This is a genomic window from Allotabrizicola aquatica (SeqCode) (genome assembly GCF_965194375.1).
Taxonomy (GTDB): domain Bacteria; phylum Pseudomonadota; class Alphaproteobacteria; order Rhodobacterales; family Rhodobacteraceae; genus Tabrizicola_A; species Tabrizicola_A aquatica.
Map to the genome: position 1 here is coordinate 153,472 of NZ_CBDAEL010000003.1, position 16,829 is coordinate 170,300.

At 63.5% G+C, this 16,829-nt stretch carries 16 protein-coding genes and 1 pseudogene; 6 read left to right on the forward strand and 11 right to left on the reverse strand.

The annotated features are described in order from the left end of the window. Window positions 1–20: 20 nt before the first annotated feature. Window positions 21–1,361 carry an MATE family efflux transporter gene (locus tag AC72UB_RS06040; protein WP_505188975.1) on the reverse strand — a complete coding sequence of 447 codons (1,341 nt, stop codon included), beginning with the start codon at window positions 1,359–1,361 and terminating at the stop codon, window positions 21–23. 78 nt (window positions 1,362–1,439) lie between these two features. Here AC72UB_RS06040 and AC72UB_RS06045 point away from each other — a divergent pair, with 78 nt between their 5' ends. Further along, window positions 1,440–2,075, forward strand: a complete 636-nt coding sequence (locus AC72UB_RS06045; RefSeq protein ID WP_505188976.1) for a TetR/AcrR family transcriptional regulator — start codon at window positions 1,440–1,442, stop codon at window positions 2,073–2,075. Here the strand turns inward: AC72UB_RS06045 and AC72UB_RS06050 are convergent. Continuing rightward, window positions 2,061–2,675, reverse strand: a complete 615-nt coding sequence (locus AC72UB_RS06050; RefSeq protein WP_505188977.1) for a DUF3291 domain-containing protein — start codon at window positions 2,673–2,675, stop codon at window positions 2,061–2,063. The genes AC72UB_RS06045 and AC72UB_RS06050 overlap by 15 nt on opposite strands. Then, window positions 2,675–3,448 (reverse strand): gamma-glutamyl-gamma-aminobutyrate hydrolase family protein, encoded by a 774-nt coding sequence (locus AC72UB_RS06055; protein WP_505188978.1) that lies wholly within the window; start codon window positions 3,446–3,448, stop codon window positions 2,675–2,677. Before AC72UB_RS06055 ends, AC72UB_RS06050 begins: the two co-directional genes overlap by 1 nt. 192 nt (window positions 3,449–3,640) lie before the next feature. Here AC72UB_RS06055 and copM point away from each other — a divergent pair, with 192 nt between their 5' ends. Beyond that, window positions 3,641–4,000, forward strand: a complete 360-nt coding sequence (copM, locus tag AC72UB_RS06060; protein WP_505188979.1) for a CopM family metallochaperone — start codon at window positions 3,641–3,643, stop codon at window positions 3,998–4,000. Between the two features lie 18 nt (window positions 4,001–4,018). On the opposite strand, the gene AC72UB_RS06065 is transcribed toward copM, so the two are convergent. Together AC72UB_RS06065 and AC72UB_RS06070 are read right to left on the reverse strand one after the other, a co-directional pair. Further along, window positions 4,019–4,918 carry a DMT family transporter gene (locus AC72UB_RS06065; RefSeq protein WP_505188980.1) on the reverse strand — a complete coding sequence of 300 codons (900 nt, stop codon included), beginning with the start codon at window positions 4,916–4,918 and terminating at the stop codon, window positions 4,019–4,021. After that, a complete protein-coding gene (locus tag AC72UB_RS06070) occupies window positions 4,915–6,138 on the reverse strand; it encodes a pyridoxal-phosphate-dependent aminotransferase family protein (protein WP_505188981.1) in 1,224 nt (407 codons plus the stop codon). Before AC72UB_RS06070 ends, AC72UB_RS06065 begins: the two co-directional genes overlap by 4 nt. A 261-nt stretch (window positions 6,139–6,399) precedes the next feature. On the opposite strand from AC72UB_RS06070, the gene AC72UB_RS06075 reads away from it, so the two are divergent. Together AC72UB_RS06075 and ygfZ are read left to right on the forward strand one after the other, a co-directional pair. Then, the gene (locus AC72UB_RS06075) at window positions 6,400–8,070 is read left to right on the forward strand and encodes an ABC transporter ATP-binding protein (RefSeq protein WP_505189138.1); all 1,671 of its coding nucleotides are present in this window, start codon (window positions 6,400–6,402) and stop codon (window positions 8,068–8,070) included. A 3-nt stretch (window positions 8,071–8,073) separates the two neighbouring features. Continuing rightward, window positions 8,074–8,838, forward strand: a complete 765-nt coding sequence (ygfZ, locus tag AC72UB_RS06080) for a CAF17-like 4Fe-4S cluster assembly/insertion protein YgfZ (RefSeq protein ID WP_505188982.1) — start codon at window positions 8,074–8,076, stop codon at window positions 8,836–8,838. A 51-nt stretch (window positions 8,839–8,889) separates the two neighbouring features. On the opposite strand, the gene hisI is transcribed toward ygfZ, so the two are convergent. After that, window positions 8,890–9,249, reverse strand: coding sequence for a phosphoribosyl-AMP cyclohydrolase (gene hisI, locus AC72UB_RS06085; RefSeq protein ID WP_505188983.1), 360 nt, complete (start codon window positions 9,247–9,249; stop codon window positions 8,890–8,892). Window positions 9,250–9,312: 63 nt separating this feature from the next. Here hisI and AC72UB_RS06090 point away from each other — a divergent pair, with 63 nt between their 5' ends. Beyond that, window positions 9,313–9,759 (forward strand): iron-sulfur cluster assembly scaffold protein, encoded by a 447-nt coding sequence (locus tag AC72UB_RS06090; RefSeq protein WP_505188984.1) that lies wholly within the window; start codon window positions 9,313–9,315, stop codon window positions 9,757–9,759. 134 nt (window positions 9,760–9,893) lie between these two features. Here AC72UB_RS06090 and AC72UB_RS06095 read toward each other — a convergent pair whose 3' ends face one another. The 5 genes and pseudogenes from AC72UB_RS06095 to sciP form a co-directional block, all read right to left on the reverse strand. Further along, the gene (locus AC72UB_RS06095) at window positions 9,894–10,016 is read right to left on the reverse strand and encodes a hypothetical protein (protein WP_463290509.1); all 123 of its coding nucleotides are present in this window, start codon (window positions 10,014–10,016) and stop codon (window positions 9,894–9,896) included. A 157-nt stretch (window positions 10,017–10,173) separates the two neighbouring features. After that, complete coding sequence (recG, locus tag AC72UB_RS06100; protein ID WP_505188985.1) at window positions 10,174–12,258, reverse strand: ATP-dependent DNA helicase RecG; 2,085 nt, start codon at window positions 12,256–12,258, stop codon at window positions 10,174–10,176. Next, the gene (gene ligA, locus AC72UB_RS06105) at window positions 12,255–14,369 is read right to left on the reverse strand and encodes an NAD-dependent DNA ligase LigA (protein ID WP_505188986.1); all 2,115 of its coding nucleotides are present in this window, start codon (window positions 14,367–14,369) and stop codon (window positions 12,255–12,257) included. The genes recG and ligA overlap by 4 nt, the downstream gene beginning before the upstream one ends. Before the next feature lie 57 nt (window positions 14,370–14,426). Continuing rightward, window positions 14,427–15,133 (reverse strand): annotated as a pseudogene (ctrA, locus tag AC72UB_RS06110) (response regulator transcription factor CtrA). Between the two features lie 94 nt (window positions 15,134–15,227). Continuing rightward, window positions 15,228–15,506 (reverse strand): CtrA inhibitor SciP, encoded by a 279-nt coding sequence (sciP, locus tag AC72UB_RS06115; RefSeq protein ID WP_463290521.1) that lies wholly within the window; start codon window positions 15,504–15,506, stop codon window positions 15,228–15,230. Window positions 15,507–15,665: 159 nt separating this feature from the next. On the opposite strand from sciP, the gene mnmA reads away from it, so the two are divergent. Then, the gene (gene mnmA, locus AC72UB_RS06120) at window positions 15,666–16,799 is read left to right on the forward strand and encodes a tRNA 2-thiouridine(34) synthase MnmA (RefSeq protein ID WP_505188987.1); all 1,134 of its coding nucleotides are present in this window, start codon (window positions 15,666–15,668) and stop codon (window positions 16,797–16,799) included. The last annotated feature ends 30 nt before the right edge of the window (window positions 16,800–16,829 follow it).

Below are 16,829 nucleotides of genomic sequence, written 5' to 3' on the forward strand. Positions count from 1 at the left end.
GTTGGAACCGTTGCCACCATCTAGACCAAGGGGCTTTGCGCCAACAAGGCCGTTTTGCGCCAGAACCTTAGGGTCAACGCCGCCCCTGCCCCCGCCAGCGCAAGGATATAGCCCGCCCAAATGCCCGAGGGGCCCATCTGGGCCCAATGTGCCAAGGCATAGCCCAAAGGCAGGGCCACCGGCCAATAGGCAATGGCCGACACAAGTGCGGGCCACGCGGTGTCGGACAAGGCGCGCAGCGATCCCAGCATCGCCGATTGCACCGCGTCGCTGATCTGCATGGGGGCGAAGACGAGGAAGATCGCAGCCGCAACAGCCACCACCTCGGGGTCATCGGTAACAAGCCGGGCGATTGCAGCCCCTTGCAGCGCCAAGACCAATGCCGCCGTTACAAGCCAAAGGCCCGCCACCACGACCGCTGCCAGCGCGATCGGCCGCAGTGCGCCCATGTTCTGCGCTCCGCGCTCTTGCGCCACGCGGATCGCGACAGCCCCGGCCACGCCCAGCGGCAGCATATAAAGCACCCCGCCCACCGACTGGGCCACCTGATTGCCCGCCAAGGCCACCGTGCCAAAAGCACCGATCATCAGCGTCGCCACGCTGACCGAGGCGGTCTCGACCACATACATCGCCCCAAGTGGCACGCCTTCGCGGAAGGTCAGGCGCATCTCGCTTAGCGCCACATTGCGCCGCAGCCGCAGACGCCGCATCGACGGCGCGTAGCCCCACCATAGAAACGCGGCCCCCAGCGCCATCGTCTCGGCCAGAAACGAGGCCAGGCCTGCCCCCGTCAACCCAAGCTCCGGCAAAGGGCCGATCCCCCAGATCAGCGCATAGTTCAGCGGAACGTTGATCACCACGCCCAGAAAGGCAAAAGCCGTTCCAAGCCACGGTTTGTCAGCGGCCTCAAAGGCCGACTTGAAGGCGGTCAGAACCGAAAACGGGATCAAGAAGGCGCAGATCCAGAACCAATAGCCCCGCATCGCGCCGACCACCTCATCAGGCTGGCCCAAAAGCGGAAGCAGAGGCCAGAGCGCGGCCATGATAAGGGCCGAACCCACTCCCACCAACAGCCCCAAGGCAAGACCTGACCGCAACATGCCCGGGATCGCAAGCCCCGCCCCCGCCCCCCAAGCGGCACCGATCCGCACCGACAAGGCCGACAAAAGGCCATAGATCGCCGCGTAAAAAAGCACGGCCACGGCACCTGTCAGGCCGACAGCCGCCAAAGGCACAGGCCCCAAAGGGGCCAACATGACAGAATCTGTCACCCCGATCAGGGTTGATGCAGCAAGACCAATCACAATGGGCAAGGCCAAGACGACAATGCCCGGCACCTCGTGCCAGATCGCCCCGATCAATCCCCGGCCCTGCACTTGCCCCATCCCTTCATTTCACATACGGTACGTATGCCAGCTCCTAACTTACATACGGACCGTATGTCAACCACCGCCCCACCTATTCCCACCGCAACACCACGCCCGCAAGCGCGGGCTGAAGCTGCGGAGCAAACCGCCAACCGCCTTGTCGCCACGGCGCGTCACGCTTTTGCCATTCTAGGCTTTGCCCATGTCTCGCTCGATGCGCTGGCAGCTGAAGCAGGCGTCACCCGCGGAGCGCTTCACCACCATTTCAAGAACAAGGCCGGGCTGTTCGAGGCTGTCTTTCGCGCCGTCGATGCCGAGATTGCCATTGAACTGGACCGCATCTACGAAGCGGAACCCGATGCATGGGGGGGCCTAACCGCCTGCTATCACGCCTATCTTGACCTTGCGCTGCGGCCTGAAAACGCCCGCATCCTCTTTCGCGACGCCCCGGCGGTGATGGGCGCACGGGCGATGGATATCCTGATGGAGAGCGGCTTCTCGATCATCGTTGAGGAACTGGCCGCGTTGATCGCTGCAGACCGTCTGCGCCCGCTTGATCCGGTGGCAACCGCCCATCTCCTGAACGGCGCGGTTATGGCGCAGGCGCTGTGGCTTGCGGGCTGTGAGGGCGGGACAGAGGCGCAACGCGCCGCCGCCCATGCTGTCCTTGCCGCCACCTTTGACGGCCTGACACTAAGGACGGCTTAGCCCCGCCTTACCCCCGCCCGCCCGATCGCGCGCATCATCCTCAAAGGTCGGGTGCTCGGCGCGCGAGGCAAGGTCATTGGTGGCATTCCGGGCCGCAATCTCTCGCACCCGCGCGCGGTCTGGCGCAGCATGCCGTCCCGCCGCGTCAAAGGCCTGACGAAAGCCAAAGGCGTGCGCGCTGGCGCCGTGGTCGTGCAGCTGCTCATGCCGCGCCACGCCCTCGACCCAATCGGGGCGCATCTCGCTCCACCACATCACCAGCGGCGGCCAATCGCCCTTGCGGAACCAGGTTCGCCCTTTGGCCAGGGCCTCGGCATGGATACCGGAATAGGTATAGGCCCAGATCGATTCCAGATCGCGCCACCATGACAAAGTGGACGGCGCCCAACCATCACCGAACGGGTCTTGCCAGAACCGCGGAAAAACCTGCGTCCCCCAGCTTTCCGGTCCCGGATCTCCCTCATAGCCCGATCGGCCGATCAGACCCTCGGCCCGGTCCACCGCCGCCAGATTGGCGTCATTGCGGTCATGAAAACCCCGATTGTCCGGGTGTTCAGATGGGAGGATGAACTGGCCAAAGGTGTAAAGCGCGACTGGCATCAGTCCCGCTCAGACCAGTCGCGCACCGCCTGCCCAAAGGCGGTGAACAAGGGGCGCGAGACCGGGTCGTTGGCGGCGTTCCATTCAGGATGCCACTGCACCGCCAGCGTAAAGCCCGGCGCGTCCTTGACATAAATCGCCTCGGGCGTCCCGTCAGGCGCGTGGCCGTCAATCACGATCCGCGCGCCGGGGCGGGCAATGCCTTGGCCATGCAGCGTGTTGGTCATCACCTCATCGGCCCCCATCAGCCGGTGAAACACCCCGCCTTCGGTAAACCGAACCGCATGGCGCAGGGCGAAGACCTCTTCCAAGCTGCCCTCGGGGGGCATTCGGTGGTTCATGCGGCCCGGAAGCTCGCGGATTTCGGGATAGAGGCTGCCACCCATCGCCACGTTGATCTCTTGAAAGCCCCGGCAGATGCCCAAGAACGGCTGGCCGCGGTCAACGCAGGCCCGGATCAAGGGCAGCGTAATGGCATCGCGGTTGCGGTCAAAAGCCCCATGGGCAGGGGTTTCCGGCTCGCCATATTCGGACGGGTGTACATTCGGCTGGCCGCCCGTCAGCAAGAACCCATCGAACGTGTCCAAAAGCTCATCCACCGTCACCAGACGCGGGTCCGAGGGCAGGATCACCGGCAGACAACGCGCCACCTCAGCGACCGCGATCGAATTGATGTGGCCCGAGGCATGCACCTCATAGCGGTCGTTCATCTGGTAGGAGTTCGAGATGATCCCCACCGTAGGCCGTTTCGGGGGCCGTTTGGGCTGTGCCATAGTCAACCTGCTTTTCCTCGTTGCGCGCAGCATAGAAAGGCAAGTCTCCAAGGTGAAGCCCCAGACGTGCAGAAATCGGGGTAAAGAAACCTTGGGCGTCAAAGCGCTGTCGCAGGCTCACCCAAGGGTGATTTGCATCCTGTGCGGCGCGGCCTGCATGGTAGGACCTGAACCCCGCCTCAGGAGCCCCGCATGATCCGCACCCTCATCGTTGCCGCCAGCCTGTTCTCTGCCAGCTCAGCCCTTGCAGAAACCGTCGTCGACCCCCACGCCGGGCATCAAATGACCGGGGCTGAGACGCCCGCGACCATGGCCTTCATGCAGGCCAATGCCGCGATGCACGAAGGCATGGCTATTGCCTTCACCGGAGATGCCGACATTGACTTTATCCGGGGCATGATCCCGCATCATCAGGGCGCGGTCGATATGGCCCGCATCGTCTTGGAACACGGCAAAGACCCCGAGGTGCGCAAGCTGGCCGAAGCGGTGATCGCTGCTCAAGAGGCTGAAATCGCTTGGATGCAGGACTGGCTGGCCAAACACGGACAATAACCAGCCCGCGCAGGTGCTTTAGGGCTGCGCCTGCACTTTTGGCGCGGGGACTTGGCCGTTGGCACGTTCCCGCATGGAAATATAGATCGCGCAGGAAATCAGGATCGCCACGCCAAGGAAGGTGTAGGCATCGGGAAAATCGCTGAAGAACAACCACCCGAGCGCGACCGAGGTGATCATCTCGGTATAGGCCAAGGGGGCCAGCAACGACGCTTCGGCGTGGTCATAGGCGCGCACGATCAAGAGATGGCCAGCAGTCCCAATAAAGGCAAGCGCCGCAAGCATCGCCCATTGCGTCGGACTGGGCCAGACCCAAACCCACCAAATCCCCGCCGACAGGATCAACCCACCCAAAAGCGAGGTCTGGAACATGGTCACCATGGCATGGGCGCGGCCCGAAATTGCCCGCGTCATCACGAAATAGAAGGCCAGAGTGACCCCCGCCCCAAACGCCAGCCATGACCCGGGGTTCAACTCGGCAATGCCAGGGCGGATGATGATGAGGGTGCCGATAAAGCCCACCGCCACCGCGATCCAACGACGCGGACCCACCGCCTCGCGCAGGACAAAGGCCGACAGGACGGTCACGATCAGCGGTTGCACAAAGAAGATCGCCAAGGCATCGGCAATCGGCAGCCATTTCAGCGATAGGAAAAAGAAGAAGGTCGCCGCCACCAGAAAGGCCGCGCGCAAGGTGTGATACCAAGGCCGGTCCGGCCAAAGCGCCTTGGGCCCCGCAATCCGCAAGGCAAAGGGCAGCGTCATCAGCGCCCCAAGCGCCAGCCGCGCCCAGACCACTTGCAAGATCGGCATGCCCTGCTGGCCAAGAAGTTTCGCAATCACATCAATGCCAGGCAAAACCGCCATGGCCCCCAGCATCAGGGCAACCCCAATGATCGGGCGTTTGACTTGGTTCATGCGCGCATGGCCCCGGCCACCACCGCCGTTGCCGCCTCTAAGGCGCCCTTGCCATGCGGAATGGACAGGGCCTGCATCCCCGCCTCCATCACCGCCAGCGCCCCCAGCGTCATATGGGCGTTCACATGACCCATATGGGCCACCCGCAGATACCCTGTGCTTTGGGGGTCTTCGGGCGTGGCCATGCCCAGCCCAATGCCCAAGGTGACCCCCGCCAGCCCCTCGCACCATTGACGCAGCGCTTGGCCATCAGGTGCGCCCAGCCGGGCCGAGGTCACCGCCCGCGCCCGCGATGCGGGGTCGGCGATGTTCAACGCGATGCGGTCATGCCCCTGCCCCCAAGCGTCAAAGGCCGCCCAAACGGTGCGGGCCAATGTCGCATGCCGGGCCCAGACATTCGACAGCCCCTCTTCATGCAAAAGCATGGTCAGCGCCTCGCGCAGGCCATAAAGGTGATGCGTCGGTGCCGTGCCATGCCAACACTGCCAAAACTCTGGCCCATCAGCGCGCGGGGTCCAATCCCAATAGGGCGTGCGCAAATTCGCCTTGCGGCCCACGGCGCGGGCCTTTTCGGAAAACCACACAAAGCCGATGCCGGGCGGCAGCAAAAGCCCCTTTTGGCTCGCCGCGAAGGCAACATCGACGCCCCAGTCATCCATACGAAACTCATCGCAGCCCATCGAGGCGATGCAGTCTACCGCCAACAGGGCCGGATGCCCGGCGCGGTCCATCGCCGCGCGTAAAGCGACAACATCGGTGCGGGCCGTGGTGGCGGTGTCAACATGGGTGGTCAGGACGGCCACGATCTGCGCCCCTGCATCAGCGCGCAAGCGCGCCTCGACCCGGGCCATATCGGGGGCTGAACTGCGGCCGAAATCCATGATCTCGACATCCACACCCATGGCACTTGCCACATTGGCCCAGCCCAAGCCAAAAGGCCCAGAGGCCAGCACCAAGACCTTATCACCGCGCGAAAACAGGTTGGTGTTCACCGCTTCCCACAAAGCATGGCCATTGCCGATGTAGCAGGCCACGTTGTGCACCGTGCCCGCGACAGCCCGCAGATCGGGCCAAAGCGAGGCCGTCAGGCTGTGCAACTCGCCCTCGTAGATGTTCGGGGCGGCGCGGTGCATGGCGCGCTGCACGCGGTCGGGCACGACCGAGGGGCCGGGGATCGCAAGATAGGGGCGGCCATGGGACAGATTGACGATGGCGGGCATGGCAGCTCCTGTGCGGGCATTCGCAGCCTCAAGGGCTAGCGGCGCGCCCCGGCGCCGTCAACCACCGCAGGTCGGCTGGCACCATCACGCCGGATCAACTGGATGCGCACGAGGGGCGGCCTTCTGGACAGCACCGCCCGCCCCAGCTAGACCTTCCACCCAGACGAGTTGCATCAAAGGCCCTGCGTGACCGACCAAACGCCCTCAAAGAGCCCGCTCTTCCGCCGCTACTGGCGCGATTACCTCAAGTCGGAGACGGCTATGATCGGGCTGGCCTTTGGCCTGATGCTGATCGAAGGGGCCACATTGGGCGCGCTGGCCCGTGCGATCGAACCCTTGTTCGATCAGGTGTTCAAAACCGGCGGCCAAGGCCCGCTTCTGGCGGTGGGGCTTATCATCTTTGGCCTGTTCGCCGTGCGTGGTCTGGCGACCATCGCCTCGCGCACGGTCATTTCGGCGGTGACCCAAAAGGTCGCGGCGGCCATGCAATCGGCACTTCTCCGCCATCTCCTGACGCTGGAGGGTGCGTTCTTTCAGCAAAACGCCCCCGGCGCGCTGATTGAACGGGTGCAAGGTGACACGCTGGCCGTGCAAAGCCTGTGGAGCGCGGTGGTCACCGGGATTGGCCGCGACCTCTTCAGCCTGATCTTTCTGTTTGCCGTGGCGCTTTCGATCGATCCGGTCTGGACGCTGGCCGCCCTTGTCGGGGCGCCTTTGCTGATCCTGCCGTCGCTGGCCGTGCAGCGCTATATCCGGCGCAAGACCACCCACCTGCGCGATCAGGCCGGACTGCGCGCGACCCGGCTGGATGAGATTTTTCACGGCATTCAAGCGGTCAAACTGAACCGGATGGAAGCCTATCAGGCCGGGCGGTTTGACCGCGTCCTTGGCCTCATCCGCCGGGCAGAGGTCAAGATCATGGCCGGGCGCGCGCTGATGCCCGGGATGATGGATTTTGTCACAGGTTTTGGCTTTTTCGCCGTTCTTTTGATGGCAGGAGGAGAGATTGCCAGTGGCGAACGCACCACCGGCGAATTCATGTCCTTCTTCACCGCCATGTCGCTGACCTTTCAACCCCTGCGCCGTTTGGGCGATCTGTCGGGCACATGGCAGGTGGCCGCGGCCAGTCTGGAGCGGATCTATGAGCTGTTCGACACCCAGCCCGTTCAGACCCGCCCCGCCACCAGCGCAGCGCTTCCCGCCCCCGGCGCGCCCGAGATCCGCTTTGACGCCGTTACCTTTGCCTATGGCGACCAGCCCATCCTGCGGGGCCTAAGTTTTACCGCGCCAGCCGGGGCGACCACCGCGATTGTCGGCGCCTCGGGTGCGGGCAAATCGACGGTGTTCCAGCTGTTGACCGGGCTTTTGGACCCGGCGGCGGGCAAAGTCCTGATCGGTGGGATCGACGCGTCCAGCCTTGCACTGTCGGACCAGCGCCGCCTTTTTGCCAGTGTGACGCAGGACTCTGCCTTGTTTGATGAAACCTTGCGCGACAACATCGCGCTGGGGCGGGACCTGCCCGATGCGGCACTGCAGGCCGCCTGCCATGACGCCCATGTGGCTGATTTCCTGCCGCAACTGTCGCAAGGGATCGACACCCCGGTCGGCCCGCGCGGCTCGGCCTTGTCAGGCGGTCAACGCCAGCGCGTGGCCATCGCCCGCGCCTTGGCGCAGGACCGCCCCGTATTGCTCTTGGATGAGGCCACCAGCGCTTTGGACGCCCAGTCCGAAGCTGCCGTGGCCGATGCCCTGTCCAAGGCCGCGCAGGGGCGCACGACGCTGATCATCGCCCACAGGCTTGCGACAGTGCGGGCGGCCAACCATATCCTTGTGATGGACCAAGGCCGCGTGGTTGAAGAGGGCACGCATGACGCGCTGATCGCGCAGAACGGGCTTTACGCGCGGCTTTATCAGTTACAATTCAAGGGCTAAGCCATGGATAGGACGTCAGGCGAAACCGCCTCGGATCGCCGCATCTTTCAGATCTCCGGGGCCGATGCGCTGCCTTTTTTGCAGGGGCTGACGTCGAATGACGTGCTGCCGCTGGCCAAGGCACCGGGCATCGTCTGGACCGCGCTTTTGACGCCGCAAGGCAAGTATCTGGCTGACTTCTTCGTGGTGAACACCGGCGAGATGCTCTTGCTCGACATCAACGAGAGCTTGGCCGACACCACCCTGCGCCGCCTGACCATGTACAAGCTGCGCAGCGACGTGGCCTTTGGTCCAAGCGCACTGATGGCGATCCGTGGGCTGGGTGAGACCCCCGTAGATGCCCTGCCCGACCCGCGCCATGAGGCGCTGGGCTGGCGGGCCTATCGCAGCTTGGGGGACACCCCGCAGATCGACTGGGACACGATCCGCGTCGCCCATGTGATACCCGAAAGCGGGCTCGAGCTGATCCCCGATGACAGCTATCTGTTGGAAAACGGATTTGAACGGCTACATGGCGTGAATTTCCGCAAGGGCTGCTATGTCGGCCAAGAAGTCACCGCGCGGATGAAGCACAAGACCGAACTGCGCAAGGGTCTGACGCGGGTGACGATTGACGGGCAAGCCCCAGTGGGAACCGATGTTCTGGCCGCAGGCAAGGTGGTGGGGCGGCTTTTCACCCAATCAGGGACCCATGCGCTGGCCCATCTGCGCCTTGATCAGGCCAAAGGAATCATGACCGCCGGATCAGCCCGGATCACCCTCGACTGACCAAGACCGCAGCTTGTGCGGCGGATGCCGACAGGCCGCGCGCGGGCCCCCTCATGCCATGGGCGTCAGGATCTCAACCTCTTCGCAGTCCCGCAGGGCGGTGTAAAAACATGACCGTCGGTTGGTATGACAGGCCGGCCCCTCTTGGGTCACAAGCGCCAACAGGCAATCGCGGTCGCAATCCAACCGCAACTCCACCAGCCGTTGGACATGACCCGATGTTTCGCCCTTGGCCCAAAACGCCTGACGCGACCGGCTCCAATATGTGACGTTGCCAGTCTCCAGCGTCCGCGCGAGACTTGTCGCGTTCATCCAGGCAAACATCAACACCTCGCCCGTCTGATGGTCTTGCGCGATGCAGGGGATCAGGCCGTTGGCATCATACTTTAGGCTTGCAGGATCAAAGGGCATCGGGTTGGTCCTTGGCGGCGGTTGAATTGCGGCCTATCTCATAGGCAGTCGAAGGGGAAGTCTATGGCCGACAGCGATCTGATCAAGCTTTACTCGGGCCGGATTTTGGAGCTCGCGGCCTCGATCCCGCATCAGGGCCGACTTTCGGCGCCGATGGGCAGCGCAAAGAAACGCTCGCCCCTGTGTGGGTCAACCGTCACGGTGGATGTGGTCGTGAAGGATGGCCGGATCACCCAGTTTGCACAGGACGTCAAGGCTTGCGCGCTTGGCCAAGCCTCCGCCTCGGTTCTGGGGCGTGTGCTGGTTGGCAAGGACCGCGCCGAGCTTGAGGCGGCGCGTGACAGCCTGCGTGCCATGCTCAGAGACGCAGGCCCCGTTCCTGCGGCGCCCTTTGAGGGCTACGAGGTGCTGATCCCGGCGCGCGAGTACAAGAACCGCCACGCCTCAATCCTCCTCCCGCTGGAGGCCGCCTGCGAGGCGATGATCGCGGCCGAAAGCGCCGGGACATAAAAAAACCGCCGCCCCCTTAAGGGAGACGGCGGTCAGGCGCGTATCTATCATCGGCGGGCCGGGGCTTGCCTAGCGGCGCATCCCTTGGGGACAGATGCGCGGCACCGATGGGCAAAGATCGCAGGCAGAACAGATCAGAAGGCGCCGGACAGCGTCAGCCCGGCATAAAGCATCACAAACAGCGACAGCACACCGGCGGCATCTTCGATCAGCGTGGCGCGCGAACGATTCACGATTTCGGCAATCTCAGTCAGCATGGCTGTCTCCTGTGGTTGTTGCCGTATTGTTCTCATGAGATTCGCAATGCGTCAAGAACTTTATGAGAACATTTGAGAACAAAGCGGCACTTTGCGTTAGGCTGTTCGTGGTCGGGCAACAAAAATACGCCTGTTCACCACCGAACCCAAGCACCCCTCAGCCGACTGACAAAAGCCGAATTGCGCGGTCCTGATCCAACAGCCATAACAGGTGCCGCGCCGCGCGCCCGCGCGGGCTGTCGAGCGTGGGGTCATCTGCCAAGAGACGCCGCGCATCCGTCTGGGCAATCGCCATCAGACCCGCCTGCCGCTCCAGATCCGCCACGCGAAAACGCGGCAAGCCGGATTGCGCCGTGCCGATCAGGTCCCCTGCCCCGCGCATCGCCAGATCTTCTTCGGCGATGCGAAAGCCGTCCTCAGTGTCGCGCAGCACCGTCAAGCGCCGCTCGCCACTTTCTGACAAGGGGGCTTGATACATCAAGAGGCACGTCGAGGCGGCACTCCCGCGCCCGACACGCCCGCGCAACTGATGGAGCTGGGCGAGCCCGAAAATCTCGGCCCGTTCGATCACCATGATCGAGGCATTGGGCACGTTGACGCCGACTTCGATCACCGTGGTGGCGACCAGAACCTTGGTCTCGCCCGCCACGAACCGCGCCATGGCTGCGTCTTTCTCCACCGGGGCCATCTGCCCATGCACAAGGCCAACACAGTCACCCAAAGCCGCGCGCAGGCTGGCAAAGCGCGCCTCGGCGCTGGCATAGTCGAGCACCTCACTGTCCTCGACCAAGGGGCAGACCCAATAGGCCTGCCGCCCTTCGGCCACCGCCCGAGCCATATGGCCCACCACCTCATCCAGCCGGGTGGAGGACACCAGAACCGTCTTGATCGGCTTACGGCCTGCGGGCTTTTCATCCAGCACCGACACATCCATGTCACCGTAACTGGCCAAAGCAAGGCTGCGCGGGATGGGGGTGGCGGTCATCACCAGCACATCGGCCATCTCGCCCTTGGCACCCAGCTCCATGCGCTGCGCCACACCAAAGCGGTGCTGTTCATCAACGATGGCAAGGCGAAGATCTTGGAACACCACGTCTTTTTGAAAGACCGCATGGGTGCCGACCAAAATGCCGATCTGACCTTGGGCAAGGGCTGCCAGTTTGGCCGCCCGCTCGCCCCCCTTGTCGCGTCCCGTGAGAATCTCCAGCCGGACCCCGGCAGCGGCGGCCAAAGGGGCGAGCCCTTCGTAATGCTGACGGGCCAAGATTTCGGTCGGGGCCATCATCACCCCCTGCCCGCCCGCTTCGACCGCGATCAAAAGCGACATCAACGCGACCAGCGTCTTGCCCGCCCCGACATCGCCCTGCAAAAGCCGGTTCATCCGCAACGGACTTTCCATATCCAGCGCGATCTCACCCACCGCGCGGGTTTGGGCCGTCGTCGGAGCATAGGGCAGGCTTTGCAAGACCTTGGCCTGCAGCGCGCCTGTGCCGCGCGTCACCTGCCCCTTGGCGCGGCGCAATTGGCTGCGCGCCAAAGACAGCGTCAGCTGATGGGCAAAAAGCTCATCATAGGCCAGCCGCTGCCGGGCGGGGGCGGTCATGGCCAGATCCGCAGCGCCTTCCGGGGCATGGGCGGCGCGCACAGCGGCCTGCCAGCCGGGCCAGCCCTCACGCGCCAAAAGCGGGCCATCAATCCATTCAGGCAGATCGGGCGCGCGTGCGAGCGCACCCTCGGCGGCCTTTGCCAAAGCGCGCTGACCAAGCCCCGCGCCCAAGGGATAGACCGGCTCCCACAGGGGCAGATCTTTGGCCTCTTCAGGGCGCAAGACATGATCGGGGTGGACGATTTGCGCAATGCTATCAAAGATTTCCAGCTTGCCCGAGATCAGGCGACGCTGCCCTGTCGGCAAAAGCTTTTGCAGGTAGTCCCCCCGGGCATGGAAGAACACCAATTGGAATTCCGTCGCGGCATCGCGCACCATCACCCGGTAGGGCTTGCCTTTCTGGCGCGGCGGCACGTGGCCACCGACGTCAACCTCGACGGTTACGGTGCAAGGTGGCACCACATCGCGGATGCTGGGCTTGCGGCTGCGGTCAATCGCGGCATGGGGCAAAAGATACAACAGATCCTTGGGCTTGGTCACACCCAGCGCGCCAAAGGCCTGCGCGGTTTTCGGCCCCACGCCCTCGAGCGTTTCAAGATCGGCAAAGAGCGGAAACAGGGCCTCGGGGCGGGTCATCCGGCGCCTGCAAGGTCAAGCCAGGCCTCTTCGGTCAGAATGGCGATGCCCAGCCGTTCGGCCTCTTTCGCTTTGGAACCGGCACCGGGGCCCGCCACCAGAAAATCGGTCTTGGCGCTGACCGACCCTGCCACTTTGGCCCCCAGCGCCTCGGCCCGGGCCTTGGCCTCGGCGCGGGTCATGCGTTCTAGCGTGCCGGTGAAAACGACCGTCTTGCCCGCTATGGCACTGTCGCCCTTTGGTTTTTCCACCGGCTGGGGGTCAAGCTGGGCGACCAGCGCATCAATTGCGGCGCGTTCGGCGGGGTTTTGAAACGCCTCGGTCAGGGAACTGGCCAGCACGCCGCCGACCCCGTCAATCGCGGTTAACTCGGTCCATTCCGGGTTGCCGGGGGTTGCGGAGGTCACGGCGGCCTCAAACGCGGGCCATGTGCTGTAATGACGGGCCAAAAGCCCTGCCGCCGCCTCACCCGCGTGGCGGATACCAAGGGCGAAGATCAACCGATCCAGCCCGATCCGGCGCTTGGCCTCAATCGCGGCAAACAGCTTGGCGACCGAGGTTTTGCCATAGCCGTCGCGGTTTTCCAGCCGGCCCAGATTGGCCCCATCGCGCGCGGCAAGGGTGAAGATATCCGCCGGGGTTCTGATCGGCAGCACCCGGTCATTGAAGAACATCTCAATCTGCTTGGCGCCCAGACCTTCAATGTCAAAGGCCCCGCGTGAGACGAAATGCTTCAGCCGTTCAATGGCTTGCGCGGGACAGATCAACCCGCCGGTGCAGCGGCGCACCGCGTCCCCCTCGGCCCGGTGCGCCTCGGACCCACATTCGGGGCACAGGGTGGGAAAGAGGAAGGCTTGGGCGTCAGGCAGGCGTTGGGCCAGATCCACATCGTTGATCTTCGGGATCACGTCCCCCGCCCGGTACACCTGCACCCAGTCGCCAATGCGAATATCCTTGCCACTGCGGATCGGGTGGCCCTTGGCGTCACGCCCGGCGATGTAATCTTCGTTGTGCAAGGTCGCGTTCGACACCACCACACCGCCCACCGTAACCGGCGCAAGCCGGGCGACAGGGGACAAAGCCCCCGTGCGACCAACCTGAATGTCGATCCCTTCAAGCCGGGTCCAAGCCAGTTCGGCGGGGAATTTATGCGCAATCGCCCAGCGCGGGGTGGTGGACCGAAAGCCCAGCCGCGCCTGCAAGGCAAGGTCGTTCACCTTGTAGACCACGCCATCAATGTCATAGCCCAAGCTGGCGCGCTGCGCCTCGATCCTGCGGTACTGTGCCACAAGGGCTTCGGGGCTGTTGGCCAAAACGGTCAGCGGGTTGGTCTGAAACCCCATGTCGCGCAACCGCTGGATCGCGCCAAACTGGGTGTCAGACAAAGGTGCGGACAGATCGCCCCAGGCATAGGCGAAAAAGCGCAAGGGGCGGGCGGCGGTGATCGTCGCATCCAACTGGCGCAAAGACCCGGCAGCGGCGTTGCGGGGGTTGGCAAAGATCTTGTCACCATTGGCCGCTTGCCGGGCGTTCAACGCGGCGAAATCGGCGTGGGACATATAGACCTCGCCGCGCACCTCCATCACATCCGGCGCGCTGGTGACGTGCTGGGGAATATCGGCAATCGTGCGGGCATTGTCGGTGACGTTTTCGCCCACCGCGCCATCCCCGCGCGTGGCCGCCTGCACCAGAACGCCGCCCTCATAGCGCAAGGACAAGGACAGCCCGTCAATCTTGGGCTCGGCTGTAAAGGCCAAGGGGCCGCTATGGCCCAAAAAGCTGCGGATGCGGTACGCAAAATCGGTGATGTCGCTGTCTTCAAAAGCATTTTCCAACGACAACATCGGCACGGCATGGGTGATTTTGCCAAACCCGCCGCCCAGACCGCCGCCCACCTGATCGGAGGGGCTGTCTGCCCGTTTCAGCGCGGGAAACCGCGCCTCGATGGCGGCATTGCGCCGTTTCAGGGCGTCGTATTCGGCATCCGTTATCTCGGGCGCGTCGAGCGTGTGATAGGCGCGGTTGGCCTCAGCCAGCGCTTGCGCCAGCCGGGCAAGCTCACCCCGGGCCTCAGCCTCGGTCAGCTGATCAACATCGCTTCGCACTGGCATCCCGCCCTCCCCCTTGCGCGCCCCAAGTTATGGGGCGGCGCGGGAAAGGTCTAGGCGTCACGCAGTGGCCGCAAGGTTCCCCACCGCGACCGCCGGTTCGCGCAGCACATAGCCCCGCCCCCAGACGGTTTCGATGTAGTTCTGCCCCCCGTCGCCTCAGCCAGCTTTTTGCGCAGCTTGCAGATGAAGACGTCGATGATCTTCAGCTCCGGCTCATCCATGCCGCCGTAAAGATGGTTGAGGAACATCTCCTTGGTCAGCGTGGTGCCCTTGCGCAAGGACAACAGCTCCAGCATCTGGTATTCCTTGCCGGTCAGATGTACGGCCTTGCCGCCGACATCCACCGTCTTGGCGTCAAGATTCACATGCACCGCCCCCGTGCGAATGACCGATTGGCTGTGCCCCTTGGACCGGCGAATGATGGCGTGAATCCGAGCCACCAATTCCTCACGGTGGAAGGGTTTGGTCAGGTAATCATCGGCCCCAAAGCCGAACCCTTTGATCTTACTGTCGGTATCATCCGACCCGGACAGGATCAGGATCGGGGTTTCGACCCGTGCAAGGCGCAACTGGCGCAACACCTCTTGGCCGGACATATCGGGCAGGTTCAGATCCAAAAGGATCAAATCGTAGTCATAAAGCTTGGCCAGATCGATCCCATCTTCGCCCAGATCGGTGCAAAAGACGTTCAGATTGGCATGTGTCAACATCAGCTCGATACTGCGCGACGTCGTGGGATCGTCCTCAACCAAAAGAATACGCATTGTTTAAAACTCCGTCACAGGCATCTTCGTTAACGACTTTGGCGGCCAATGGTTAACGTGAGGTTACTCTGCCAGAACGAAAGTAGAAAACAATCTAAAGTTGTCTGTATTTCTGCAAAGTGGTTACCCGCAAAGCCTTGTCGCCATGGCGTGCCACGGCGTCGCGCCAAAGGGTAAACTCTTCCTCTGACAGGGAATATCGCTCCAGCGCCTCCGCTTGGGTGATCAGACCAGAGATCACGGCCTTGACGACAATCGCCTTGCGGCTGGCCACCCAGCGGCGGGTGTCGGCGGGCGGCAGGTCGGCGCGGGTCAGGATGCTGCCATCCGGCAAGGTCACCTGTCGCGGACCATCAACGCGTTTGAGAAACATAATCGCTCCGTTTTCCATCGCACCAAGGATGACCCGACGTCCTTAAGCGATCGTGAAGCCAGGGGTTGAGACTGCGCAGCATTTTCCTATATTGCGCAACATCCGCCGTTGTTCCGCATCCCTGCCCTGATCTGCCCCCACCCCCCGAAAGTGCACACCATGCTTGACCAAAGGCTCAACTCGCTTGGCCTGCCCAAACCGCCTTCGGAAACCCGCGTGGTGGTGGCCATGTCGGGCGGTGTGGATTCGTCGGTGGTGGCGGCCATGCTGAAGGACGAAGGCTATGACGTTGTGGGCGTCACCTTGCAGCTTTACGACCACGGCGCGGCCTTGGCGAAAAAGGGCGCCTGCTGTGCGGGGCGCGACATTCATGATGCGGCGCGGGTAGCCGAGGCGATGGGCTTTCCGCATTACGTGCTGGACTACGAAAACACCTTCCGCGAGGCGGTGATCGAAGAATTCGCCGATGCCTATCTGGCCGGGGCGACCCCGGTGCCCTGCATCCGCTGCAATGAGCGCGTGAAGTTCAAGGACCTTTTGGCCACCGCCAAGGACCTCAACGCGGATTGCATGGCCACCGGGCATTACATTCAGCGCAAGATGGGCACCGGGCCAGAACTGCATATGGCGACGGATGCGAACCGCGATCAAAGCTATTTCTTGTTTTCCACCACGGCCGAACAGCTGTCTTACCTGCGATTTCCCTTGGGGCATCTGGGATCCAAGGCAGAAACCCGGGCCTTGGCGGCCAAATACGGGCTGAGCGTGGCGGACAAGCCCGACAGTCAGGACATCTGCTTTGTGCCCAATGGCGACTATGCCGCCGTGATCGAAAAGCTGCGCCCCGGCGCGGCGGATCCGGGTGAGATTGTCGATCTGGCCGGCAAGGTGGTGGGCCAGCATCGCGGCGTGATCCACTACACCATCGGCCAGCGCAAAGGTTTGGGCATTGGAGGCTTGGAAGAGCCGGTCTATGTCGTACGGCTGGAACCAGAAACCCGGCGCGTCGTGGTGGGTCCGAAAACCGCGCTCTCCACCCGCACGATCCCGATCCGCGAGATCAACTGGCTGGGCGATACCCCCTTTGACAGCCGTGCCGAATGGCATCTGAGCGTCAAGGTCCGCTCCACACGCCCGCCACGTCCGGCGGTGATCCGGCCCTTGTCGGCGACCGAGGCCGAGGTGGAGCTGCTGGACCCAGAAGATGGCGTCTCAGCCGGGCAGGCCTGCGTGTTCTATGCCCCCGAAGGCGGCCGGGTGTTTGGCGGCGGCTGGATCTGGCGCGGGCGGTAAGGCCCCAAAAACCTGCGAAGGTTTTTGCAA